A 25,470-nucleotide genomic window follows, 5' to 3' on the forward strand; every position below is an offset into this window, starting at 1 on the left:
TTTTATGAGAAGTAGTTTGGTTTTAGCACTTGTGCTATGTGGGGTGGCTAGTGGACAGACACTTGAAGAGGCGTTTAAAAACGGCAAGGCAAGTGGCGACATTTCAGCCTATTATGAGAGTAGGCACGTGGATAGTGGCAAAAAGTCGGTTTATTATAACGACACAGCGTGGGCAGTCGGCTCGGTTGGCTTAAACTATCAAACAGATGATTTTAGAAATTTCAAATTTGGTGTTGGATTTAGAGGTGCCGCGCCATTTTATGAAAAGGATAAAAACTACGACACCGGACACGGCAAGGGCGACTCAACAGAGCGATTTTATGAGCATAACAGAGCCGTTGTTTCAAATTTATACCTTCAATATAACGCCTACGATACGCTCATAAAAGTTGGTCGCCAAAATATGAGCTTTGACTGGGTGAGTAAGTTAAACGATGGCGTTAGCATCATAAATAACTCATTTGCAAATTTAACCCTTGATGCATTTTACACAAAATCACGTGGCAAAGCCCAAGTAAATGAGATGATAAAAATCAAAAAAATCAACGAAAACAGGGGCTTGTTTGGAGCTGGTGCTAGTTATAAATTTGATTCTGGTTTTGGCATTAGGGCTTATGCTATGTATGCAGATGAGCTGTTTTTTGGTAGCGGAGCAAAAATTTTATACGATAAAAATTTAAGCGATGATTTGAGCTTTGGTGGATTTTTACACTACGCAAAAAGTAGCGAGAAAAACGCCGATGATGGATTGGCTTTTGAAGCACTTAGCTACGTGAAATTTAGCGACATAAAGCTCTCATTAGGCTACGCACAAAGTGGCAAGAAAAATGGCTGGGGTAGCTTTAACATAGCTGGCGATAAAATCGTGCAGTTTGAAGAGGGCGACGTGATGTATGAAAGAGACGCTAAAACCTACTACGCTATGGTCTCTACAAAGATACAAAAGCTAGATATTTCAGCGATTTACGGCACGACAAGCTATAAAATCAAAGGTGGCGATAACACAAAATACACCCAAGATGAGGTTAGTCTTTGGCTAAACTATCCGATTTTAAAGGATTTAAGCGTTTTTGCCACATTTGATAAGACCTTTAAGGCACAGCCTTACTATCCAAGCCTAACTCAACTTAGCCTAGGGCTATCATACAGCTTTTAAATTTAGGGGCGTTTTGCCCCTTTTTAATTTAGATTTAGCCTAATTAAACTACAATTAATAAAAATTTTTAGGCAAGAATATGAACAAAGAAGATAGATTAAAACTAAAACAATCACGAATTATGAAGTATTTTATTGAGGCAACAAATCAAATCATACAAAAAGATGGCATAAGTGCCGTAAATATCAGAAACGCCTCAGCCATAGCTGGTTATTCAAGTGCCACGCTTTATAATTACTTTGATAACCTAACTCATCTTATCTTTTTAGCTACATTTAACCAGCTTGAAGAATACAACAAAGCCCTAGCAAACTGCATAGCAACGTGTAAAAATTCACTTGAAGTTTATATGCAGGTTTGTAAATGCTTTTGCGATTACGCCTATAAAAAACCAGAAATTTACGAGCTTTTATTTTTCTCACGAAACGACAACAAATTTGATGATTATATCAAACAATACTACGAACTATACCCTGAAAAAGAGTATAAAGGTCTGCCAAATTTCTTAGATAAAATGCTTCATTCAAACAACCTTCATCAACGAAGTTTTTTAATGCTTTTAAACTGCATAGAAGATGGCTTTTTAGATGAGCTAAATGCCAATGATTTTAACGATATCTGTCTTCGTTTTAATAAGACAATTTTGCAAGACGTCAAAGAGAGAATTTTAGAGCCAAAAGAGGCAACAGCAATGACGCTTAGATACTATTATCAGCTCTTTCGTTGCTATACAAACGAGCAAGGCATAAAAATTTTAGATGACTGCTACGAAAAAATCGTCTCACAAATGGGGGGGGGTAGCAAGGCTTTTTAAAGATTTAACAAAAAGGGTTAAAAATGATAAATAACATAAAGGGATTTAATATGAGAAAAAATTTTTAATTTTATTTATTGCTTCGCTTGGTTTTGGCGATGAATTAGAAAATTTAATACAAAGTTGCGACAACGGCGATAGTAGAGCTTGTGTTAAGGTTGGAGAGTATTTTTGTTTACAAAGCAATATAAATTTCAGCGATGAAAAGGCTTTGGTTTTTCATAAAAAGGCTTGTGATTTAAATGATAGCGAAGGTTGCTTGTTGGTTGCTGTTGCTAATCAAAAAAGTAATCCAAAAATAGCAAAGAGATTTTTTAAAAAGTCTTGTGAATTAGGAAATGAAGTAGCTTGTCTTAAAGCAAAATAGGCTGTTTAAAGCCACGCAAAAACTCTGATAAATTAGTGTTTTTAATACCAAATAAAGCACTATGTTTTAGCGAAAATTAAATTTAAAGCCACAGACACGCTGTGGCAAATTTTTAAGCTAGGCTTTTTACTACTTCAAGTGCTTTGTCGTAATTTGGCTCGTTTGTGATCTCGCTCACATACTCGGCGTATGCGATTTTACCGCTTTTATCAACGATTATCGTGCCACGACTTAAAAGGCGAAGCTCTTCAATTACAAAGCCATATTTTGTGCCAAAGTCAAGGTCTTTGTGATCTGAGGCAGTTACGGCATTTTCTATGCCCTTATCGCCACAAAATCTGCCTAATGCAAACGGCAAATCGGCTGAAATTGTAAGTAGCTGGACATCTTTTGAAAATGATGCTGCTTCGTGGTTAAATTTACCAAGTTGCATAGCACAAACTGGCGTATCAACCGACGGAAATACGGCGATTACGACTACTTTACCTGCAAAATCGCTAAGTTTTACTGGGCTTAAATCTGTTTTTAAAGCCGTAAAATCAGGAGCTTTATCGCCTACTTTGACCTTATCGCCAAGGATTGTTAGTGGGTTACCTGCGAATGTAACTTCGTTTGTTCTTTTTGTCATTTTTTCTCCTTTAAAAAAGTTAATATTAGCAAAAAATTCTTAAATAACTTTTTATACGATTTTTACGCCACTACCGCTTACGACCTCGCCGATGACGTAGCCGTCGCTGTTTTCTAGCACAAAATCCACATTTTCTTTTGACACGACAAGCACCAAGCCAACACCCATATTAAACGTCCTATAAAGCTCAGCCTCATCAACGACGCCGTTAAAAATTTCATAAATTTTTGGCGTTTTTATGGCTGATTTGTTGATTTTTGCGCCTAAATTTTCGCCAAAAACGCGTGGCAAGTTTTCAACCAAACCACCGCCAGTGATGTGAGCTAGGGCATTTATCTTATCTTTTAAATGCAAAAACTCATCAACGTAAATTCTAGTTGGCTCTAAAAGTAGCTCTATTAGCGATTTTTCGCCCATTTTATCATCAAATTTTAGCCCCTTTTTCTCAACCACTTTTCGTGCTAGCGAGTAGCCGTTTGAGTGAAGTCCGCTTGAAGGCAGTGCCACCAAAATATCGCCTTGTTTTACAAATTTCGTGCGGTCAATCTCATCAATTTCAGCCATACCCACAGCAAATCCAGCCAAATCAAAATCCTTGCCCTCATACATTGAAGGCATTTCAGCCGTTTCGCCACCAATTAAGGCGCATTTTGCTCTCACGCAACCCTGCGCAATGCCCTTAACTACGACCTCGGCGGATTTTATATCAAGCTTTGCCGTTGCGTAATAATCAAGAAAAAACAGCGGAGTTGCAAAGTTGCAAATCAAGTCATTTACGCACATTGCGACCAAATCAATGCCGACGTTTTCAAGGCGATTTGCGTCAATTGCAAGTCTTAGCTTTGTCCCAACGCCGTCAGTCGCGCCCAAAATCGCTGGATTTTTATATCCGCTTGGCAGTCTAATCGCCCCTGAAAACGAGCCGATCCCGCCTAAAACAAGTGGCGTAAAGGTTGATTTTACGTGCGGTTTTATCGCATTTACAAACTCATTTCCAGCGTCAATATCAACGCCCGCGTCTTTGTAGGTTATCATTTTTGCCCCTTAGAATTTTTGGGAATTTTAGCCTAAATCTGCTAAAATCTCAGTAAAAATTTAGGGCAAAATATGTCAAATTTTAAAAACGCCTACGTGGTAACTGGCTCAATTGGTAGCGGTAAAAGCACCTTTGTAAAGCTTCTAAAAGAGCGTGGATTTAGCGTGATTGACGCTGATTTAATCGCCCACGAACAGCTTGAAATTTCACAAAACGAGCTGGTTTTACACTTTGGGAGTGAAATTTTAAATGAAAAAAAAGTGGATAGAAAAAAGCTAGGCAGTATCGTTTTTAACGACAAAAATGAGCTAAAATGGCTTGAAAATTTGCTTCACCCAAAGATAAAAAGCGAGATACAAAGGCAGTGTGAAATTTATGAAAGCCACGCAAAGCCCTATTTTGTGGATATACCGCTATTTTTTGAAAAGCAAGAAAATTACGATTTTAATAAAATCATCGTCGTTTATGCACCCAAAAATTTGCTAATCTCACGCGTGATGAGCCGAAATTTACTTGATTTTAGCACGGCAAAAAGTAGGGTTGAGTTGCAAATGGATATTGAAAAAAAGCGCGAAATGGCTAGTTTTGTGATTGACAATAGCCTTGATATTTCGCACTTAGAACAAGAGGTGGATAAATTTTTAGCCACCTTAAAATAGTGGCTCATCCATCTCTTTTGGAATTTCAAGTCCCATTATTTTTAGTACCGATGAAGCCACATTTGCTAGTCCCAAGCCACTTTTTAACTCGCTGACATTTTGTGCTAAAACAAAGCAAAATACGTCAAAAGTCGTGTGATTTGTAAGCATTTCGCCGTTTTCATCGCGCATAGCTTCGCAGTTGCCGTGGTCGCTAGTTTGCACGTAGGCATAGCCGTTTTCTTGTGCTGATTTTATGATTTTAGCTAGGCATAAATCCACCGCTTCAACAGCTTTAACCGAGGCGTCAAAATCGCCAGTGTGTCCGACCATATCGCCGTTTGCAAAATTTACTACGATAAAATCAAAGCCAGAATTTATAGCGTTTAAAACGGCACTGCAAACTTCGTCCGCGCTCATTTGTGGCATTTTATCGTATGTGGCGACCTTTGGGCTAGGCACTAAAAGCCTAGTTTCATTCTCCACCATATCCTCAACGCCGCCATTAAAGAAAAAGGTAACGTGTGCGTATTTTTCGGTTTCAGCGGTGTGAAACTGCGTTTTTCTCGCATTTGCGATGACGCTAGCTAGCGTGTTTTTTAACTCATCTTTTTTAATTAAAATTGGGTGCTTAAATTTAGCGTCATACTCAGTCATCGTGATGATATTTTTTAGCACAAATGAGCGATTAAACGCACTAAAATCATCATCGCCAAAAGCCGATGTTAGCTCTCTTGCTCTGTCGTTTCTAAAATTTATAAACACCACGCCGTCATCAGATTTTATGCCCTTAAAATCGCCAAATGTAGCAGGTTTTATAAACTCATCAAACTCGCCCTTTTCATAGCTTTGTTTTATATACTCGCTTGGAGTTATGCTAAGTGGTTCTAACGCCCCAAAATACGCATCGTAAGCCTGTTTTACTCTCTCCCAACGATTATCTCTATCCATAGCGTAAAAGCGGCCGCAAACGCTTGAAATTTTTAGCTCTTTTTCGCCGTTTTTTACAAACTCAAAGGCTGATTTGGGCGGCACATCTCTGCCGTCAGTGATGATGTGAGCGTGAGCGTTGCAACCTGCATTTTTTGCTAAATCAAAAAGTGCGTGAAAGTGGCTTAAATGCGAATGCACACCGCCGTCTGAGTAAAGTCCGATTATGTGGATATTTTTGCATTTTTTAAATAAATTTTGTAAATTTTCATCACGCAAAAAGTCGCCATTTTCTATCGCTTTATCAATTTTGACTAAATTTTGATACAAAATTCGCCCAGCACCAATGGTCATATGTCCGACCTCTGAGTTGCCCATTTGCCCGTCTGGTAGCCCCACGGCAAGTCCAGAGGTTTTTAGCAAAGTGTGCGGTGCGTTTTTAAACAGCCAGTCGTAAGTCGGCTTTTTTGCCGCTGCAAATGCGTTGAAATTTTCGCTTTTATTGTAACCTATGCCATCAGTGATGACAAGTATGGTTTTTTGCCCCATTTTTGCTCCAAATTTATGAAATTTTTAGTGGCATTATACTAAAATCAACCTTTTTTAAAATAAAGGCAAAATTTTGTTTTACTATCTTTATGAAATCATAAATTTAAACTTTTTTCAGTATCTCACGGTTCGCGCTGGTATCGCATTTTTCATCGCATTTTTCATTGCAATTTATGCTATGCCAAAATTTATCGCTTGGGCAAAGGCAAAAAACGCAAGTCAGCCAATCTACGAACTAGCCCCAAAAACGCACCAAGAAAAGGGCAAAACGCCTACAATGGGCGGCCTTGTCTTTGTAAGCACGGCAGTTTTGGCAAGCATTCTTTGTGCTAGACTTGATAACGCCTACGTGCTTATCTCGCTTTTAACGCTTCTTGGGTTTTGTGGGATTGGTTTTTTTGATGATTATTCAAAGATTGTTGGGCGAAAAAATCACGCTGGACTTAGCCCAAAGGCAAAAATGACTTTGCTCTTAACGCTCTCATTTATCGTGTGCGGACTTCTTTATTTTTGCACTGATTTAGGTGGTGCATTTTACGTGCCGTTTTATAAATTTTCACTCTTTGATATGGGGATTTTTAGCGTGTTTTTTTGGGTTTTGGTGCTTGTAGCAACCTCAAATTCTGTAAATTTAACGGACGGACTTGACGGACTTGTAGCAGTGCCAAGCATTTTTTCGCTAATCACACTTGGCGTTTTTGCCTATCTTAGCGGTCACGCCGTGTTTAGCTCGTATCTTTACCTGCCAAAGGTTGCAAATTTGGGCGAGGTCATCATCGTAGCTTCGGCGATGATTGGCGGATTGCTCGGATTTTTGTGGTATAACTGCTATCCAGCGCAGGTTTTTATGGGCGATAGTGGCAGTCTTAGTATTGGCGGATTTATCGGACTTATGGGTGTTATGAGTAAAAATGAGGTACTTTTGATTTTGGTCGGTTTTGTATTTGTGATTGAAACTTTAAGCGTGATTTTGCAAACCACAAGCTACAAATACCGAAACAAAAAGCGGATATTTTTAATGGCACCGATTCATCATCACTTTGAGATGAAAGGCTGGGCGGAGAATAAGATAATCATTAGATTTTGGATTATTGCGTTGCTTGCAAATTTGGTTGCGTTAATAGCGTTAAAGCTTCGCTAAAATACCGCTAAGATTTAAAGGACTTATATGAAAAAAAGCTTATTTGGCTACGGTGGCACGACAAAAGCGATAGCAAAAAGCGGCGGTTGGGATATTTATGATGATAAATTTGAGCAAATCTCGCGCGATGAGTTTGGCAATGCACTCCTACCTGTTAGCGAGTTTAACCCCGCAAAAAGCGAGCTTGAAATCACAAGTCCCGGCATCGCCCCAAGTCACGAGCTTATTAAAAAGGCTAGAAATTTAATCAGCGAATACGACTATTTTGCGGATATTACGCCATTTTGCGTTTGGATTAGTGGCACAAATGGCAAGACGACCACCACAAAGATGACCCAGCACCTGCTTGAAGGCTACTGCTCGGTTATGGGCGGTAATGTCGGCATCCCACTTGCAAATTTGGATAAAAACGCCAAAATTTGGGTGTTAGAGACTAGCTCATTTACGATGCACTACACAAAGACCGCAAAGCCTGATATTTACGTGCTTTTGCCTATCACGCCAGATCATCTTAGCTGGCACGGCGATTTTAGCGAGTATGAAAAGGCAAAGCTAAAACCGCTAAGCGTGATGAGCGAAAATAGCGTGGCGATTTTGCCAAAAATTTACGCTAAGACCTCAACTCTTGCGCACGTTATAGCTTATGAAAATGAGGCTGATTTAGCTAAATTTTGCGGTGTAAAAATTGATGAGATAGCCTTTAAAACGCCGTTTTTAATGGACGCGCTTTTGGCTTTGGCGGTGCAGAAAATTTTGCTTGATAGGTGCGATGTGGCAGGGCTTAACGGCTTTGTGATTGAGCCAAATAAACTTGAAGAATTTAGCGATAAAATGGGGCGAGTGTGGGTAAATGACACGAAGGCGACAAATATTGACGCAGCGATTCAGGCGATAAAACGATATGCCAATAAACCGCTTCACCTCATTTTAGGCGGCGATGATAAGGGTGTGGATTTAAGCCCAGTTTTTGGGGCTTTAAGCGGACTTGACGTTAGAATTTATACGATTGGCTCAAATGCTAAGAAGCTATTTGATATGAGCAAATCGCTTGGCTTTGAGTGCGTTAAATGCGACTTTTTAGAGGTGGCGGTAAGCGAGATCGCAAAGGTTTTAAAACAAGGCGAAATCGCGCTTTTAAGCCCGGCTTGTGCTAGTCTTGATCAGTTTAAAAGTTACGCCGAGCGTGGGGATAAATTTAAAGAATTTGTTGCAAATTTATAAAATATTTGTAATTTAAGCTAAAAATTATATTTTTAAATGTATAATCACTTTTCTTTTTAGGTGGTTGGATAGCTCAGTCGGTAGAGCAGCAGACTGAAAATCTGCGTGTCGGCAGTTCGATTCTGCCTCTAACCACCATTCTCTTTCAGCTTTTAAATTGCTCTTAATTCTAAATAAATTAAGTCATTAAATACCAAATCTTTAAAATTTAAAGAAGTTAAAAATTTACAACTCTTTGCAAACAAAATTTTACACCACAAAATAATCGCCGATTTTAAAAGAAATTTTAGCTAGGGTGCTAGGTAAAAATGCAAACAATCACGACTAATCCGCAAATGACGCATAAAATAAAATTTATTTAATGCAAATTTAAAAATAATAAAATTTTAAGTGTCTTTTTATTAAAATCGTGCTTCATTTTTAAACAAAGAGTAATTAATGCCAAAACAAGATATTTTTAGAAACGCAAATGCCCTAAATCACGAGAGCGTGAGCGATTCTAGTTTGGCTGTAAATTCTCTTAAAAACACAAATGCCGTGATTATAGACATCAGGTCGCGCGCTGCGTATTTGGCTAATCATATTGCAAATTCAGTAAATCTAACCACAAAAGATGAGATAGAAAATTTCATCAAACAAAATCCAAAAAGCGAATATATTTTGTGCTGTTCTAGCTCAAAACGTGCTGAAAATTTCGCAAAAGAGATAGCAAATCCGAGAGTAAAATTCTACCTTGGCACAATCCTAGATGCAAAAGATAGTGGAGCCCAGTTTCTTTCTAGCGATGATAGATTTATAAATTTACTAAATCAAACAAGGGCTGAAATTTTAGATAAATACAAGCGATACAAACGTGCGTGGATTGTTACTTTTAGCGGTGGCAAGGACTCAACTTGCGTTTTACAGCTTATGTATGAGATGATTTTAAAAATGCCAAAAGATGAGCTAAATCCGACCTATGCGATACTTTCAGATACTTTGGTTGAAGCACCAAATGTAAAAAAATACTTTGAAAATTTGGTAAATGCCATAAATTTAGATGCAAAAAATAGAAATTTGCCGTTTGAAATTCTCATTGCAAAGCCATCTTCAAACGATGAATTTTGGGTAAATCTAATCGGGAAGGGCTATCCAAGCCCTACAAGGACGTTTAGGTGGTGCACCGAACGCCTTAAAATAAATCCGATGAAATCAATCGTAAAAGAGATAACAAACAAGCACGGCAGTGCGATAATGACGCTTGGCGTTAGAAAAAGCGAGAGTCAAAATCGCAAACAAAGTATAGAAAAACGCACGCTAAGCGAAGATGGATTTAACAAACACGATGACTACGAAAACGTCCTAATCTACTCTCCGATAAAAGAGTGGCTTACAGATGACGTTTGGAGCTACTTAACCACTCATACCCCCCCCTTGGGGCATAAGCCACGATAGGCTTTTTTCACTCTATACACAAGCTAGTGGCGATGAGTGCCAGTTTATAATTGATAAAAATCAAAGCAGTTGTGGTGGCAGCCGATTTGGTTGCTGGGTTTGCACACTCGTTAATGAAGATAAATCAATGCAAGGCTTTATTAAAAGCGGAGAAAACAGCTTAAAACCACTAAACGATTTTAGAAATTTCATCAAAGACGCCAGAGAAAACACAGCATTAAGAAGCGATTTTAAAAAAGATGGCAGTTTTAAAAGAGGTCCATTTACAAGCAGTGCTAGAAAAGAGATTTTAAAACGCCTTTTAAAGGCTGAATTAGAGCATAAAAATAGCGGTGGCAGCGAGCTTATAAGCGATGAGCAGTTAATTATGATAGCACAAATTTGGGAGCGAGAATTTGATAGCGAAAATTCGTGCATAAAAATAGCAAAGGAGTTTGGCAGAATGCAAAATTTTAACACAGATGAGCCAGTTTTACAAGACATTGATTTACTTGATAAAGCCGATACTAGCGGTATTATCGCAAAGAGAATAATCTTAGAGGTCATTAGAAAAACAAGCATAAAAGATAAAGATATTTACGATATTGTCAGTAAAAATTTAGAAGATGAAACATCAAAAATAGGAGATAAAGTTGATATTTTATAAAAAAATAACAATTTGCAATCTTTTTGCCTATTACGAAACTCAAAGCGTAAATTTTACGCAAGAAGATGGCAAGCCAGTGTATCTATTGTTTGGCGAAAACGGCTTTGGTAAGACAAGCTTTATAAGAAGCGTGAAGCTACTTTTTGCCGGTAGCGGTCTTTTAAGCGATAATGCTAGCGTCCCAAGCGTTATTTTAGATATTGTAAATAACAAAGGCAGGGGTAGCTTTACTCCAAAACAGCTACTCTTAGGCAAGGGCGATGACTGGCGGGGCGTGTTTAACTCTAATGCAGTTAGGGCTAATCAAAATAACTTTTTTGTTGAAATTTTACTTGATGATAACGGCAAAGAGATACGAATAAGGCGTGAGTGGTCAAGATATCCAGAGCTAAAAGAGAGATTAACCTATCAAAAAGAGAGCGAAATTTTACACGATAATCAAGCAAAAGATGAGATAGAACAAATCCTGCCACTTAACTTCTTGCAGTTTTTTGTCTTTGATGGTGAGGAGATTGTCAATATGGCTGATGAGATGAGTGCTGAACTAAAAGATAAAATTCAAAGCATTCTAAACATCTCGGTGCTTGATAGGATAATAAAACAACTAAACAACAAAGAGAGAAATTTAATCACACAAAGCAATATCGCAAGCAGCGAAAAATCAAGGCTAATTCACCTACAAGGCGAGCTTGGCAGTGCAAAAGAGGAGCTTGAAAATACAAATTTTAATATAGATTTACTTCGCAAAGATATAAAACAAAACAGCGAAATTTTATTAGAAAAGTCAAACCAGCGAGATTTAAATATCAAAAACAGCTCAAAAGAGCACGAACGCCTAATCCTGCTTAAACAACAAGCAAACGACGATTTAGACCGATTTAAAAAAGAAATTTCAGAATATGGTGGCGAAATTTTATTCTTAGGAGTTGATGAGATTTATGCAGAAATTTTTAGCGAGCTAGAAAAAAGCATTAGTCAAAATGCCTTTAACAAAGATGATTTAACAAAATTAGCAAATTTTAGCACAGAAATTTTGCACCACAAATTAGCACTTAAATGCGATAAATACGACTTAAACGATGCAATTAAAGAGGCGTTTTTAGAATTTATAAAAAACGACAGCAAAATTTTTAAAGGCATAAACAAAGATGCCACGATAAATCAATACCAAAGTGCTTGTAACGGCGCTTTAAAGCTAATACAAGCCCTAAAAAACGCAAAAGAAGCAAGGACGCAAATTAAAGAAGCAATGGATAATCTAAACAATTATAACGCCGACACCGCTCATCAAGAAAGAATAAACCAACTCTCACAAGAGATTGAAGCCTTAGAGCAAGAAAAGCTAAGTTTAAATGAGAATTTAAAGCAAAAATCACAGCTAAAAATAGAGCTTGAAAACAAAATTTCAAATTGTGAGATTGAAATTACCGACTTAAAAGACAAGGTTTGGCGAGATGAGCGAGTAAAAAAGGAGCTTGAAATTTTGTTAAAAACAAAAGAGCAGATTAACAACTACAAGCAAGGCAGAATACAAAGAACGAGCAAACGTTTAAAAAACGAGGTGCTAAAAAACTACAAAAGCCTTCTGCCAAACGACAATGTAGCCGATGTTAGGATTGAAAATTTTGCAGTAAAGCTTGTTAATTTAGATGGCGAAATTATCGCAATAGCAAATCAGAGTGCAGGTCAAAAGCAAATCGCTGCCATTAGCATTTTTTGGGCACTTTCACGCCTTAGCGATAAAAAACTACCACTAATCATAGACACCCCAATTGGTCGTTTAGATGCTATTAACCGCAAAAATTTAATACAAAAATATTACACAGATGCATCAAATCAGGTTATTGTTTTGCCAACTAGCACGGAATTTGGACAAAGAGAGCTTAGTTTTATGGATAATAAAATCGCTGGTGTTTATGAGATAACAAATCAAGAATCAACAAGAAGTCACGCAAAAATAGTTAAAAAGGATTAAAATGCTAGGTAAAATTTACACAAAACCGGGCGAAGAGCAGTTTATCGCAAATGTAATTAAAAATTCTCTGCAAATAGACCTGCCAAAATATGTCATCTTACGCCTTGCAATAAATAAATCAATCCGCCTTGAATACAAAAGCCTAGATAACCCCTGCTACTCAAACTATATCCCTTATGATGGCTCTATTAGCGGGGCTGAATACAATATGACACAAGTTATCGGCGAGGGCAAAGGACTAAAAGACTACACCTCTTTGCTTCGTGCATTTTTTATGTTTAGGCACAAAGATGAGAATTTAGATTTTAGCGATGATAGCGTATTTACAAGCACGATTGATAAATATATCCACAGGGGACTTTACGAGCTAAGTAATCTTTATAAAAGCAAGGATGACTTTTATCAGTTTTTATTAGATGAATTTTTAAACTTCAAAAGTCAAAATTTCACGCAAGAGAGCGTAGAAGCAAATAGAATTGATAAGAGCAGATTAACGCAGTATTTTAAAACAAACGCCATAAACGCAGAAATTTTATCCATAAACGAAGCGTTAAGGCACGATGTTTTTAAAATCCACCTAGCAAGTGAGAGTGATTTTAGAAACCTAAACTCTAAAATTTCAAGCTTTAAGCGAGAATTTGGACTTTATGCAAACGCAATGTTTAATGAAAGAGTGGGCGAGGCGATGAGTTTTAATCTATTTTTGCCAAAGCCACCTTCAAACTGGACAATTCTGGGTGCTAGCGAATTTAGAGCTGATTTAGCTAAAAATAATAAAAAAATGATAATCGTAAGCTATCTTGGGCGAGATATAAATAATGAGCCGTTTTTCTTTGATTTATCAGAGTGTCCGCACCTTTTAATCGGCGGTGCAAGTGGTAGCGGTAAATCCGTGCTTTTACACACCATAATCACATCAACTGCTAAGCTAAATCAAGACGCGGAATTTATAATAATTGACCCAAAGGGCGGTGCTGAATTTAGCGTTTATGACGGACTTATTAAGCTAAGCAAGATAGCACAAAATAAGGTTACGACAGATATTTTAAATTTTGAAAATGTGATTGGCGGGATAATTGATGAAATGGAGCTAAGATACAAAGAGCTTGCAAAATTTGGGGCTAGTAAAAACTCTGAGCTAACAAATCCATTTAATAATATTGTAGTCATCATTGATGAGGCGGCTGATGCGTTTATGAATTTAGAAAATATGCAAAATAGCGTGGTCTTAATCGCTCAAAAGGCAAGAGCGGTTGGCATTTTTGTGATACTTGCTACACAAACGCCAAACTCAAATATCTTTAAACAAGAGCTAAGAGCAAATTTTTCATCAAGAATAGCGCTAAAAGCACAAAATGCAAGTGGCTCAAAAATCATAATAGATGAAACTGGGGCTGAAAATTTGCTAGGCAAGGGCGATATGTTAGCCAAAGTCCCACCGCTTTTAAGCGATAAAATTCTGCTTTTTTCGCCGTATTTAAATAAAGAAAGTATAAAAGAGTTGCTAAAATTTTAACTGCCAAAAATGCGGTTTGCTAGCCGTAATACTGGCAAACAACGCCACGCAGTTCATCAAAAGCGACGCAAATCAAACGCAAAGTAGCGATTTGCCACAGCCTAGACACTTGAAATTTTAGAAATAAACCCTTTTCTATCTCGCTTTTTTCACGCTTTATATCAACCTAAACGCCTGAAATTTTAGAAACAAACCGCCAAAACGGCGGTTTATCTTAACAAAATTACCCCAAAAATTCCTTTTTAAAGTATTCTTGTCCGGCTTTACACAAAGGACAGGCGTTTGGTGCTTTTTTACCACGATGGACGTGTCCGCAGACCTCGCAAACCCAAATCTCCTCATCATCGCTACTAAAAAATCCCTCCTCTTGCAGTATGCGTTTTAGCTCCAAATACTCACGCTCGTGCTCAACCTCAACCTTACCAATGGCGTTAAATAGTCTTTCAATATCCCTTAACCCCTCCTCTTTTGCAATAGCTGCAAACTCAGGATACATTATCTCGTGCTCATATCTTTCGCCCTGTGCCGCTGCGATTAGGTTTGCGTCCATTTTGTCAATCGGATCATTTATCAGCTCGTGATAGCGTTTAAACTCCGCTCTTGCGTGCCACTTTTCATTCTCAGCCGCCTCGTAAAAGTGTCTTGCGATAGCGTGATAACCAGCCTCTTTTGCGATATCTGCGTAAAGTTCGTATTTATTTCTAGCTTGACTTTCTCCTGCAAACGCTTTCATTAAATTTATAGCCGTTAAATTTTCAGTTACGCAAGTCATCGGCTCACCACAGCAACTTAACGTCCCACCGCCGACATTTTGCACCTCAACTTCATTGCCACATTTTTGGCATTTATACGTTTCGTATTTTCTCATTTTTACTCCTTAATTGATAAAATGAAATTATAACAGAGTATTATTAAAAAAACATATATTTTGATAATGTAAGTTTGCTTTGAATAAATTTTAGTTACAATCTGCTAAAATTTAAAATAAAAGGATAAAAATGAAAATTTCTAAAATTGCAATGGCTACTTTAATGCTTTTTGGCGTGGCAAATGCCTTTGAATATCAGCATATTCGTAACGCAACTGCTAAGATAAACTACGCAGGGACGACGTTTTTAGTTGATCCGTATCTAGCCGACAAGGGTGCTTACAAAGGCTTTGATGGGACGATAAATAGCGATAAACGCAATCCACTAATTGATATGACACTCTCAAAAGATGAGATTTTAAAAGGCGTTAATGCCGTCATCGTAACGCATACGCACGATGACCACTGGGACGAGGTGGCTTCTAAATTTATAGATAAAAATATGCCTATTTTTGTCCAAAACGCAGGGGATGCCAAAATTATTCGCTCACAAGGCTTTAAAGACGTTAGAGTAATGGGCGTGAAAACTGATTTTAACGGCGTAAAACTAAGTCGTATCAAAGGCGGTCAGCACGGCACCGACCAAATGTATGCTACGCCTTTTTTTGCTGAAATTCTAGGTGATGCGATGGGAGTTGTATTTAGCGCACAAAATGAAAAGCCACTATATATCGTAGGCGATACCATTTGGGTAAAAGCGGTTGAAAATGCAGTTGATGAATTTAAGCCAAGCGTGATTGTGCTAAATACTGGCTATGCTAAACTTGAAGGCTCTAACGACGGGATTATTATGGGGACTGATGACGTAGTAAAAATGAGTAAATACGCACCAAATGCAAATCTTATCACTGTGCATATGGACGCTGTAAATCACACGACTATTAGCTCTGATGATATGAGAAATTTTGTAAAAACAAATAAAATTCAAAATGTCGCCGTGCCAAAAGAGGGCGAAATTTTAAAATACTAAATTAAAATAAAAAGTTCTGATTTTTCAGGACTTTTTTAATTTCATCTTTAAAATCCATTTTGCTCTTAAATTCATATTTTTGTCCGTCAAATTCAAACGAAATTTCATCAGCGTGAAGTAAAAGTCTATCCGCACCAGTTAGATTTATCCGCTCACTTTGGCTTAGTTTATCATCTAAAATTTTAGTGATTTGCTCTTTGTTTAGCCCATAAAGCGGTTCGCCTAAAATTTTATGCCCCACGTGAAACAAATGCAGCCTAATTTGGTGCTGTCTGCCTGTTATCGGATAGCAGCGAAGCAGTGTGGCGTTAGAAAAACGCTCCAAAACCTTAAACTCAGTTACGGCTTTTTTGCCATTTTCACAAATTTTCATACGAGTTTTTATGTCACCATAATCATCTGCCAAGTCCATAGCCAAATCAACGCAAAATTCATCTAAAAGAACCCTACCAAAAACCACGGCGAGATAGCTTTTTTTCACGCTTCGGCTCTGGAAAATTTGCTTTAATTTAACCTGTGAAATTTTGTTTTTAGCCACCACGATAAGTCCGCTAGTTTCTCTATCAAGCCTGTGAGCCACAGCCGCCTCTCGCCCAAAAAGCGACCAAATTTCATCATTTAATGAATATTCACAATGTCTGCCGTTTGGGTGGCTTAGCACACCGCTTGGCTTATCAAAGACCGCAAAGTCGCTAAACTCATAAATCGGCTTTAAGCCACGTGGGCGGCACTCGTAATCAATAAGGCTTACCACGCCCTTTAAAACAGCATTTTTCTCGCTTACTAAAACGCCGTTACAATGAAGTCTTGCCCTATCTATCAAACGCTGAGCCGTTCTCATATCGTAGCCATTTTTTAGCAAAATTTCATAGGCTTTTTCGCCGTTTGCGGTTGTGATTTTTTTATCTACGTAGGGCAAAAAATTCCTTTTTTATTAAAATTAAAGAGCCGATTTTATATAATTTGGGCTTTAAATTTTGTAAAAAAGGCAGATTATGGTAGAGCGATATTCACGTAAGATTATGAGTGAAAAATGGACGCAACAGGCAAAATATGATGCGTGGCTAAAAGTGGAGCTAGCTGCGGTTAGAGCGTGGAATAAGCTTGGTTTTATTAGCGATGAGGACTGCAAAAAAATCTGCCAAAACGCAAAATTTGACGTGGCTAGGATTGATGAGATTGAGCTTACGACAAAGCACGATGTGATCGCATTTTTAACGAGCGTGAGCGAGAGCCTTGGCGATGAGAGCAGGTTCGTGCATTTTGGTATGACTAGTTCAGATTGCATTGATACGGCGGTGGCGCTTCAAATTCGTGATAGCTTGGAGCTTCTTGAAGCTGATATTGCCGAGCTTTTAAAAGCGATAAAATCACGCGCATTTGAGCATAAAAACACGCTAATGGTCGGACGATCGCATGGAATTCACGGAGAGCCGATAACTTTTGGGCTGGTTTTAGCCATTTGGTATGATGAGATTGTTCGTGCCTTAGAGCTTTTAAAACACGCAAAAAAGGTCATTTCGGTTGGTAAAATTTCAGGCGCAATGGGTAATTTCGCCCACGCTCCGCTTGACCTTGAAGAGCTAACCTGTGCCGAGCTAGGACTTAGTCCAGCCCCAGCGTCAAATCAGGTAATCCAGCGCGACCGCTACGCGCAGGTGATGAGCGCGATTGCGATTTTGGCTTCAAGCTGTGAAAAGATCGCCGTCGCCATTCGCCACTACCAACGCACCGAAGTTTATGAGTGCGAGGAGTATTTTAGCCCCGGTCAAAAGGGCAGCTCGGCTATGCCACACAAGCGAAATCCAGTGCTAAGCGAGAATGTAACCGGGCTTTGTAGAATGCTTAGAAGCTACGCGCTCCCAGCGATGGAGAACGTGGCGCTCTGGCACGAAAGGGACATCAGCCACAGCTCGGTTGAGCGTTTTATCCTGCCTGATGCGTTTATCACGGCTGATTTTATGCTCGCTCGCCTTACGAATTTGGTTAAAAATTTAGTCGTTTATCCAGAAAATATGATGAAAAATCTAAACCTAACTGGCGGTTTGGTCTTTTCTCAACGTGTGCTTTTAGAGCTACCAAAACGTGAAATTTCACGCGAAAACGCCTATAAAATCGTGCAAAGAAATGCGATGAAAGTTTGGGCTGATTTGGGGCAGAATAAGCCGGTTTTAAACGAAAACGGCGAGAGTTTGTTTTTACAAAATTTACTAGCTGACGCCGAGCTTAGAGAGAGCCTTGATGAGGGCGAGATTAGGGCGTGTTTTGACTACTCATACTACACAAAAAACGTGGATAGAATTTTTAAAAGGGTGTTTGAAAAGTAAAATGAATTTACTTATAAAAATAGCAACTCAACTTTATATATTTACGGCAGTTTCACCGATCGTTATCATATTTTTAATAAAAAAAGAGTCCTGTTTTTGTGCATTTAGCCTATTTGTGTTTGCTTTTGTTTATTCAAATTTGTTTTTAAATTGTTGCCTTAAAAAATTTGGAGATGAGAGCGTTGAATGCGATTTTGTAGAAATTGCCGAACCCAAGTTTATACCTATTTACATTGCATATTTTGTTGTGGCTTTGAGTGTAAATAATGATAACATATTGCTTTTTTGGATAATTTTTTTAGGCATTTTTATATTGATTCAAGGATGTAAATTTAGTTTTTTTAATCCATTTGTGCTTTTAAAATTTAACTTTTATGAAGCAAATGCAAAGAACAATACCGGAGCTAATTATCGTTTGTTTTTAATATCTAAACGCAATATTAAAAATATAGATAAAATATCAAATTTAATCAGACTTAATAATTTTACATTTTTACAAAAGGATGAAAATGAGTAAAAAATCAGTTTTTGGTAATAGTAAAAATAAAATTTTCAAGATTTTAGAAGATAATTTAAAAAATATTTGGGATTATGATATAGAGTTAAAGCCTATTGATTTTTTGCAGGAAAAAGGAAATTATAAACTAGAAGATGATGAGATATTTTTTATCAAATTAAATAATGAAGAAAGTAAAAAAATTAAAGACTTATTTAATACAACTAATGCTGATAACATAGATAAAAAATCTCTTTTAAATATAAAATATCTTTTTGTTATTGATAAAAAAAATATATATTTTCAACGTATTTTTAAAGCAAATCTTATCAGTAAACCATTTTTGGCTTTTTCAAATGATATAGCAAAATTGCACAAAAACGAGACTATTTTGGTTGTTCAAAACCGAACAGAAGTTGTATTTAAAAACGATGAAATATATTTTTTAAAATTTAGTGATTTAACGGCTATTTTTGGCTTTTTAGCCCACTATTATAGAGAAGCCACTAACGATGATATGAATGCTTTTAAAGCCTGCGAAAAAATGGATATAAATACTGATTTAAATTCAGAAACATTGCCAAAAACCACTCTGAGAAAAGTTGCTCAAATAGTAGATAGTATTGATGATTTAGAAAAAAATTTTAATACATATAAAAAATATTCTATAAAATACACTGATATTTTTAAAAATAATAAGATAAAAATTTACGATAAAAACGATATTGAGACTTTACATAATGTAATATTTCAAAAATACTATGAAACGGATATAAGTAGTGAAAAGCGTCTTGCAAGTTCCTTTAAAAAAATCAAATGATTTTGAATTAGCCAACAAAAAACTAAAAGAAATTTTTGGCGAAAATAACGTTAGCGACAACATATCGGTTAGTATTAGTGGAATAGTACAAACACACATCATATATAAAGTTTGTAAAATTGATCCTATAAATAATGAAGATTTAAGAAAAATTTTAAAAGAACACAATATAAAATTTCAGGAATGTAAAATAAATTCTTTATTTGTCAATGATTTTAAAAATATAACTTTTGAAAAATGCAAGATTAATGTTTTTGAATCAATGATGCCCGAAGGTAATAAAAAAGAGAGATTGGAGTTTATAGATTGTAAATTTACTAGAAAATTTGAGCTCGGATCAACAAACTTTAAAAATATAAATTTTAAAAAGTGTGCCTTTAAAGATTTTTATATCAATGGGGCAAAATTTGCAACTTTTAACTTTCAAGATTGTAAAATCTTTGGTAATTTCATGGTAAAAAATTGTATTTTTAGAAATTCAAATTTTAAAAGTAATATTTTTTATAATAATACAGATTTTTCAAACTCCATATTTACAAATAAGACCTATTTTAACAATTCAGAGTTTAGAAATTTTACCGATTTTCACGAGAGCAATTTTAAAAATATAGCATCGTTTTATGGGGTTTATTTTTATAAAACACCAAATTTTAGTAGTGTTAATTTTGATAAAAATCCAATTTTAATAAATACGAGTTTTAAAGCAAATAGCTTTGATGATATTAAAATAGACTGCAACAATCAAGCCGAAACTATACACAACAAATTAAAAAATATTAATAAAAACAAACAGGCAAAAGATGATATTTTTAATAAAACATACTCAGATTTTAGAAATTCATTTTCCATATTAAAAACTACGCTAATTAATAGCGGAAATGTAATAGATTCAAAAAATCATCATAAAGCAGAATTATATTGTAAAGAAATGGAGCTATTATACGATCTACACAAAGAAAAAAATGTAAATTTTACAAAATGGATTAACTATATATCTTTAAAAATTTATCGCACAACAAGTGATCATCATACTAATTTAAGCAAAATTTTTCATTTTATGCTTTTAATGATTACAAGTTATGGTACATTTTTATTCATCATAAATAAACTTAATAATTATATAATAAACAATAATATGGAAAATATGTTGTTTATTTTTGTATGTTTTTTAGCGATAATTCCAATTTATATATGTCTAAAAAATATTAAAAATATTAGTGATACTAGTATTTGGATAATTTTTGTTTTATGTACACTATTTATTATATATAGTTTTATTTTTCAACAATATTCAGTGTTTGGTGTTATTGTCTATTTTGTAATCTTATATATCTTTCTTGTTGGCTATACTACTAAAAATAAATTTATATCTTTTGCAACCGGTTGCTTTACATATTTTGTTCCAATATTTGTTTTATTTAATTATCCAAGTCTTATAAACCCAACACTAAATTTATTCAATAAAGAAAATATAGAAAATAACGAATTACTAAAACAAATAAATAGTCTAGATTACGATATTTTATCACATTTAACAAGGCTGTCGTTTAGGGATTATGATATTAGTGTCAGTAGCTATTTTTCTGAAAATATTATAGTAAATCAAAAAGAAATCATAATATCAAACAAAGATGTTCTTAACGATATTTTTAAATTTCTAGTAAAAATAGATAAAAAAGACAAGCAATACGCCCTTTTACAAAACATAGATGATGAAAATAAACTAAAAACTATTTTAGAAGATCATACTAATAGACAAGTTGCATTGGATTTAATATATGCAGCAAATAAAGAATATACACGAAAAACTTATGATATGGAATTTAAAGATGGTTTTAGACTGTTTTTGCATTTAGCTACAAAACAAGAAATTAAAAAAGAAATTAATTTAATTACTAATATTCTCATGCAAAATAAAAACGAAATACAAAAATTAAAAACAATCATAGACAAACAAGAGATATATTTTAAGATTTATAAAGCCATAACACTAGATACGATGAATACTCAAATCTACAAATCCACGTATATTTTATATGTTATTATTATGATTTTATGCTTATATTCAATAACAAAAACAGCCCGCAAGAACTCCATTACAACATAAATAATTTGCACACAAAATCCTAAGCTATTTAAAACCATTAAAAAGGTAAAATCTCAAAATTAAAATTTACAGAAAGCACAAATATGAAAGTAGTAAAACGTAACGGACGCACAGAAGAGCTGGACGTCTCAAAAATCAAAAAATACACGAGTGAAGCGGTGCTTGGGCTTGATAACGTAAGCCTTAGCGAGCTTGAAGTTGATGCGAAAATCCAATTTAGAGATATGATTACGACCGAAGAAATTCAGCAAACGCTAATCAAAACGGCAGTTGAAAAGATTGACATTGACCGCCCGAACTGGACGTTTGTCGCCGCACGGCTGTTTTTATACGACCTTTATCACAAGGTTACTGGTTTTAGCGGTTATAACCACCTTCGCGAGTATCTCATAAAGGGCGAAAAAGCCGGTCGCATCGTGCCGGGGCTTAAAGAAAAATACGACCTTGATGACCTAAATAGCTACATTAAGCCAGAGCGTGATTTGCAGTTTGCCTATCTTGGCATTAAGACCCTGTATGACCGCTATTTGATAAAGGATAAAGAGGGCAAGCCGATAGAACTGCCTCAGCATATGTTTATGGCAATTGCGATGTTTTTGGCTCAAAACGAGCTTGATAGCCAAGGCTGGGCTAAGAAATTTTACGATCTAATCAGCAAATTTGAAGTAATGCTAGCCACGCCGACGCTCTCAAACGCAAGGACGCCGCGCCACCAGCTAAGCTCGTGCTACATCGGCTCTACGCCAGATAATATTGAAGGTATTTTTGATAGCTACAAAGAGATGGCTTTGCTGTCAAAATTTGGCGGCGGTATCGGTTGGGATTGGAGCAAGGTTCGCGCTATGGGCGGCAGCATTGACGGGCATAAAAACGCCGCTGGCGGTATCATACCATTTTTAAAAGTTACAAACGATATCGCAGTTGCCGTCGATCAGCTTGGCACGAGAAAGGGCGCTATCGCCGTTTATGTCGAGCCTTGGCATATGGACGTGAGCGACTTTTTGGATTTGCGTAAAAACTCAGGCGAAGAAAGACGTCGCGCGCACGAGCTATTTCCAGCGCTTTGGATAAATGACCTGTTTATGAAGCGAATTGCCGCAAATGAAAAATGGACGCTTTTTGACCCAGCGCAAGTAAGCGATTTAACCGACCTTTACGGCGATGAGTTTGAAAAACGCTACATTGAATACGAAAATGATGACACAATACAAAAAAATACAATGCTTGCAAAAGAGCTTTGGAAAAAGGTGCTAACAAGCTATTTTGAAACTGGTATGCCGTTTCTTGGCTTTAAAGATAACGCAAACAAGGCAAATCCAAACGATCACGCCGGCATAATTAGAAGCTCAAATTTATGCACCGAAATTTTTCAAAACACACAGCCAAACTACTATCAAATCAAGGTTACCTTTGAGAGCGGTAAAATCAGCCTTTATGACGAAGAGGACGATGTTTTAGTTGATAGCGGGATAACAAAAAAGGCTAAAAAACTCTCAGCCCTTGATAGCATAAAAGATGATCAAATTTTCATCGTAGAAAAAGAGCCGATCGCCGGGCAAACGGCAGTTTGCAACCTTGCAAGTATAAATTTAAGTAAAATTAGCACGCCAGAAGATATCGCAAGAGTAGTGCCGATAGCCGTTAGAATGCTTGATAACGTGATTGATCTAAATTTCTACCCGCACAAAAAGGTAAAGGATACGAACCTACAAACTCGCGCGATAGGACTTGGCGTAATGGGCGAGGCGCAAATGCTTGCCGCAAAGCAGGTAAAATGGGGCAGTTACGAGCATTTGGCGTTAATTGATAGCGTAATGGAGAATATCAGCTACCACACGATTTACGCTAGTTCAAATTTAAGCGTTGAAAAGGGCAGATACCCTAGCTTTGAAGGCTCAAAGTGGAGCCAAGGCATAATGCCAATAGACGTCGCGAACGAAAACGCAAAAGCGCTGGTAAATCGCGGCGGGCTATTTGATGAAAACACCTGCGACTGGGACAAGCTAAGGGCGAAAGTAAAAACCGATGGTATGCGAAACGGCTACCTAATGGCGATCGCGCCAACTTCAAGCATAAGCATACTTGTCGGCACAACCCAGACCATTGAGCCGGTCTATAAACGCAAGTGGTTTGAGCATAATTTAAGCGGTATGATCCCAAATGTCGTGCCAAATTTAAGCCCTGATACGTGGCAGTTTTATACACCAGCTTACGAGCTTGACCAAAGGGTGCTAATCCGCGCTGGCGCTATCCGCCAAAAGTGGATAGATCAGGGACAAAGCCTAAATATCTTTATGAGCCTTGATAAGGCAAGCGGCGGATATTTAAATGAAATTTACACCCTTGCTTGGAGCTTAGGGCTAAAATCAACCTACTATCTACGCTCAGAAAGCCCAGATAGCGAAAAGGTAAATAACGTCGCCGACCGCTCGATAGAATGCGAAGGGTGTCAGTAAATTTTAGGGAGAAATCCCTAGAATTTATCAAATTTTACAAGTGCGATTTGTTTAAAATCACAGCTTTAAATTCTCATCTCTCACACACCACCCAGCAAAAATCGCACCTGAAATGTTGTGCCAAATACTAAAAATCGCACCAGCAAGTGCCGAAACTGGCGTAAAATACTTCATCGCCAAAGCCACGCTAAGTCCCGAGTTTTGCATACCGACCTCAATTGCAATCGTCCTAGCCGTCTTCTTATCAAAGCCAAACGCCCTAGCCCCAAAATATCCGCTTAGCATACCAAGCACGTTATGCACAGCTACCGCACAAGCCACGATTACGCCCACATCGGCAAAATTCTTAGCATTAACCGCCACGATTACGCCGATTATAAAGATAATGGCTGCCATTGAAATTGCGGGCAAAAACGGCTTAAATGAGTTTATAAATTTATTAAAAAATGTATTTAAACAAGCACCCACCACAAGTGGTAAGAGCGTGATTTTAACCAAATCAAAAAGCATTGACGCCACCGGCAAATCAACCCTAGCACCCACATAAAACCACATTAAAACAGGCATTAGCAAGGTTGAAACCAGCGTAGAGATAAGCGTCATACTCACGGACAACGCCACGTCGCCCTTTGCAAGGTAGGTTATCACGTTTGACGCCGTCCCACCAGCACTCGTCCCAACAAGCATCATACCAATGGTGAGCGCCTCGTTAAAGCCAAAAATTTTTGAAACAAGAAGTGCAAAAAGTGGCATAAGCACAAACTGGGTCGCCACGCCAAAAACAACTGCGTATTTTTTACCCCAAACAGCGCGAAATTCGCTTAAATTTAGAGTAAGCCCCATACCAAGCATTATCGCCATTAAACAAGGCATAATAAACCCCTTAAAAGGCACAAAAAACTCGCTAAAACTATAACAAAACAGCGAAAAAATCACTGCTACAAACGGAAATAAAAGTGCTTTCATTGCAAAATTATAATGCTAATGAAAAGTTTCGCGACGAGAATTTTTGGTGCATTTTTTGTTGAATTTTTATTTTTGATAATATCATCTCTTCGCAAATTTTATCAATTTCAAGCAAATTCATCACCGGTTTTATCACGCTCTGCACGTAATCAAGGGTCTTTGCGACGATTATATTTGCCTCTCTTAGCTTTTGTATCTCTTGTGGGCGTTTTAGTGTTATTGCCATAAATTTATCCTGATTTTTTGCAAACTTATATCAAAATTTTGCTTTTATTTTGTTGATAACTACCCAAAATCAAGCACCTTTTGTGCCTTTTTTAGCTGTGATTTTTGTAAAATCAGGTGCGAGTAGGTATTATTTACGTGATTTAGGCTTGAATGCCCAAGTGCATTTGCAATAAATTGTGGC

At 36.8% G+C, this 25,470-nt stretch carries 23 protein-coding genes and 1 tRNA gene; 17 read left to right on the plus strand and 7 right to left on the minus strand.

Features of this window, described 5'->3' with window-relative positions:
* Positions 1 to 4 precede the first annotated feature (4 nt).
* The 3 genes from NYG85_RS09340 to NYG85_RS09350 all read left to right on the plus strand — a co-directional run bounded on the left by NYG85_RS09340 (position 5) and on the right by NYG85_RS09350 (position 2,337).
* Positions 5 to 1,156: an Opr family porin gene (locus NYG85_RS09340; protein WP_284938251.1), complete on the plus strand. Its 1,152-nt coding sequence runs from the start codon at positions 5 to 7 to the stop codon at positions 1,154 to 1,156.
* A 79-nt stretch (positions 1,157 to 1,235) separates the two neighbouring features.
* Entirely contained in the window at positions 1,236 to 1,970 is a 735-nt protein-coding gene (locus NYG85_RS09345) for a TetR/AcrR family transcriptional regulator (RefSeq protein WP_284938252.1), read from the plus strand.
* 211 nt (positions 1,971 to 2,181) lie between these two features.
* Positions 2,182 to 2,337 (plus strand): hypothetical protein, encoded by a 156-nt coding sequence (locus tag NYG85_RS09350; protein ID WP_284938253.1) that lies wholly within the window; start codon positions 2,182 to 2,184, stop codon positions 2,335 to 2,337.
* 112 nt (positions 2,338 to 2,449) lie between these two features.
* On the opposite strand, the gene tpx is transcribed toward NYG85_RS09350, so the two are convergent.
* Both tpx and purM read right to left on the minus strand, forming a co-directional pair.
* Positions 2,450 to 2,965: a thiol peroxidase gene (gene tpx, locus NYG85_RS09355; RefSeq protein ID WP_284938255.1), complete on the minus strand. Its 516-nt coding sequence runs from the start codon at positions 2,963 to 2,965 to the stop codon at positions 2,450 to 2,452.
* A gap of 51 nt (positions 2,966 to 3,016) precedes the next feature.
* Positions 3,017 to 4,000: a phosphoribosylformylglycinamidine cyclo-ligase gene (purM, locus tag NYG85_RS09360; RefSeq protein WP_284938257.1), complete on the minus strand. Its 984-nt coding sequence runs from the start codon at positions 3,998 to 4,000 to the stop codon at positions 3,017 to 3,019.
* Positions 4,001 to 4,072: 72 nt separating this feature from the next.
* Between purM and coaE the strand changes: the two genes are divergently transcribed.
* A complete protein-coding gene (gene coaE / locus NYG85_RS09365; RefSeq protein ID WP_284938258.1) occupies positions 4,073 to 4,660 on the plus strand; it encodes a dephospho-CoA kinase in 588 nt (195 codons plus the stop codon).
* Here the strand turns inward: coaE and gpmI are convergent.
* Entirely contained in the window at positions 4,652 to 6,118 is a 1,467-nt protein-coding gene (gene gpmI, locus NYG85_RS09370) for a 2,3-bisphosphoglycerate-independent phosphoglycerate mutase (protein ID WP_284938259.1), read from the minus strand. The genes coaE and gpmI overlap by 9 nt on opposite strands.
* Positions 6,119 to 6,191: 73 nt before the next feature.
* On the opposite strand from gpmI, the gene mraY reads away from it, so the two are divergent.
* The 7 genes from mraY (at position 6,192) to NYG85_RS09405 (ending at position 14,051) form a co-directional block, all read left to right on the plus strand.
* The gene (gene mraY, locus NYG85_RS09375; protein WP_284938261.1) at positions 6,192 to 7,259 is read left to right on the plus strand and encodes a phospho-N-acetylmuramoyl-pentapeptide-transferase; all 1,068 of its coding nucleotides are present in this window, start codon (positions 6,192 to 6,194) and stop codon (positions 7,257 to 7,259) included.
* A gap of 27 nt (positions 7,260 to 7,286) precedes the next feature.
* Positions 7,287 to 8,480, plus strand: a complete 1,194-nt coding sequence (gene murD, locus NYG85_RS09380; RefSeq protein ID WP_284938262.1) for a UDP-N-acetylmuramoyl-L-alanine--D-glutamate ligase — start codon at positions 7,287 to 7,289, stop codon at positions 8,478 to 8,480.
* A 62-nt stretch (positions 8,481 to 8,542) separates the two neighbouring features.
* A tRNA-Phe gene (locus NYG85_RS09385) sits at positions 8,543 to 8,618 on the plus strand.
* A gap of 300 nt (positions 8,619 to 8,918) precedes the next feature.
* Positions 8,919 to 9,914, plus strand: a complete 996-nt coding sequence (locus NYG85_RS09390) for a phosphoadenosine phosphosulfate reductase domain-containing protein (RefSeq protein WP_284938263.1) — start codon at positions 8,919 to 8,921, stop codon at positions 9,912 to 9,914.
* Positions 9,915 to 10,041: 127 nt separating this feature from the next.
* On the plus strand, positions 10,042 to 10,560 hold the full coding sequence (locus tag NYG85_RS09395) for an adenine nucleotide alpha hydrolase family protein (protein ID WP_284938264.1): 519 nt from the start codon (positions 10,042 to 10,044) through the stop codon (positions 10,558 to 10,560).
* Positions 10,547 to 12,535 (plus strand): hypothetical protein, encoded by a 1,989-nt coding sequence (locus NYG85_RS09400; protein WP_284938265.1) that lies wholly within the window; start codon positions 10,547 to 10,549, stop codon positions 12,533 to 12,535. Before NYG85_RS09395 ends, NYG85_RS09400 begins: the two co-directional genes overlap by 14 nt.
* 1 nt (position 12,536) lies before the next feature.
* Positions 12,537 to 14,051: an FtsK/SpoIIIE domain-containing protein gene (locus NYG85_RS09405; protein ID WP_284938266.1), complete on the plus strand. Its 1,515-nt coding sequence runs from the start codon at positions 12,537 to 12,539 to the stop codon at positions 14,049 to 14,051.
* Between the two features lie 223 nt (positions 14,052 to 14,274).
* Here NYG85_RS09405 and NYG85_RS09410 read toward each other — a convergent pair whose 3' ends face one another.
* Positions 14,275 to 14,919: a ferritin family protein gene (locus NYG85_RS09410; protein WP_169752699.1), complete on the minus strand. Its 645-nt coding sequence runs from the start codon at positions 14,917 to 14,919 to the stop codon at positions 14,275 to 14,277.
* Between the two features lie 130 nt (positions 14,920 to 15,049).
* Here NYG85_RS09410 and NYG85_RS09415 point away from each other — a divergent pair, with 130 nt between their 5' ends.
* Positions 15,050 to 15,889 (plus strand): MBL fold metallo-hydrolase, encoded by an 840-nt coding sequence (locus tag NYG85_RS09415; protein WP_284938268.1) that lies wholly within the window; start codon positions 15,050 to 15,052, stop codon positions 15,887 to 15,889.
* A gap of 1 nt (position 15,890) precedes the next feature.
* Here NYG85_RS09415 and NYG85_RS09420 read toward each other — a convergent pair whose 3' ends face one another.
* The gene (locus tag NYG85_RS09420; protein WP_284938269.1) at positions 15,891 to 16,808 is read right to left on the minus strand and encodes an RluA family pseudouridine synthase; all 918 of its coding nucleotides are present in this window, start codon (positions 16,806 to 16,808) and stop codon (positions 15,891 to 15,893) included.
* Positions 16,809 to 16,884: 76 nt separating this feature from the next.
* On the opposite strand from NYG85_RS09420, the gene purB reads away from it, so the two are divergent.
* The 5 genes from purB to NYG85_RS09445 all read left to right on the plus strand — a co-directional run bounded on the left by purB (position 16,885) and on the right by NYG85_RS09445 (position 24,095).
* Entirely contained in the window at positions 16,885 to 18,216 is a 1,332-nt protein-coding gene (gene purB / locus NYG85_RS09425) for an adenylosuccinate lyase (RefSeq protein WP_284938270.1), read from the plus strand.
* A gap of 1 nt (position 18,217) precedes the next feature.
* Positions 18,218 to 18,733, plus strand: coding sequence for a KwaA family protein (locus NYG85_RS09430; RefSeq protein ID WP_284938271.1), 516 nt, complete (start codon positions 18,218 to 18,220; stop codon positions 18,731 to 18,733).
* Positions 18,726 to 19,532, plus strand: coding sequence for a hypothetical protein (locus tag NYG85_RS09435; RefSeq protein WP_284938272.1), 807 nt, complete (start codon positions 18,726 to 18,728; stop codon positions 19,530 to 19,532). The genes NYG85_RS09430 and NYG85_RS09435 overlap by 8 nt, the downstream gene beginning before the upstream one ends.
* Positions 19,492 to 21,639 (plus strand): pentapeptide repeat-containing protein, encoded by a 2,148-nt coding sequence (locus NYG85_RS09440; RefSeq protein ID WP_284938273.1) that lies wholly within the window; start codon positions 19,492 to 19,494, stop codon positions 21,637 to 21,639. The genes NYG85_RS09435 and NYG85_RS09440 overlap by 41 nt, the downstream gene beginning before the upstream one ends.
* Positions 21,640 to 21,722: 83 nt before the next feature.
* A complete protein-coding gene (locus NYG85_RS09445) occupies positions 21,723 to 24,095 on the plus strand; it encodes a ribonucleoside-diphosphate reductase subunit alpha (RefSeq protein ID WP_284938274.1) in 2,373 nt (790 codons plus the stop codon).
* 57 nt (positions 24,096 to 24,152) lie between these two features.
* Here the strand turns inward: NYG85_RS09445 and NYG85_RS09450 are convergent, their stop codons facing one another.
* Both NYG85_RS09450 and NYG85_RS09455 read right to left on the minus strand, forming a co-directional pair.
* Positions 24,153 to 25,061 (minus strand): bile acid:sodium symporter family protein, encoded by a 909-nt coding sequence (locus NYG85_RS09450; protein ID WP_284938275.1) that lies wholly within the window; start codon positions 25,059 to 25,061, stop codon positions 24,153 to 24,155.
* Positions 25,062 to 25,068: 7 nt separating this feature from the next.
* The gene (locus NYG85_RS09455; RefSeq protein WP_284938276.1) at positions 25,069 to 25,287 is read right to left on the minus strand and encodes a M24 family metallopeptidase; all 219 of its coding nucleotides are present in this window, start codon (positions 25,285 to 25,287) and stop codon (positions 25,069 to 25,071) included.
* Positions 25,288 to 25,470: the final 183 nt, after the last annotated feature.

Origin of the sequence: Campylobacter gastrosuis (assembly GCF_030249845.1) — a bacterium.
GTDB classification, from domain to species: Bacteria; Campylobacterota; Campylobacteria; order Campylobacterales; family Campylobacteraceae; genus Campylobacter_A; species Campylobacter_A gastrosuis.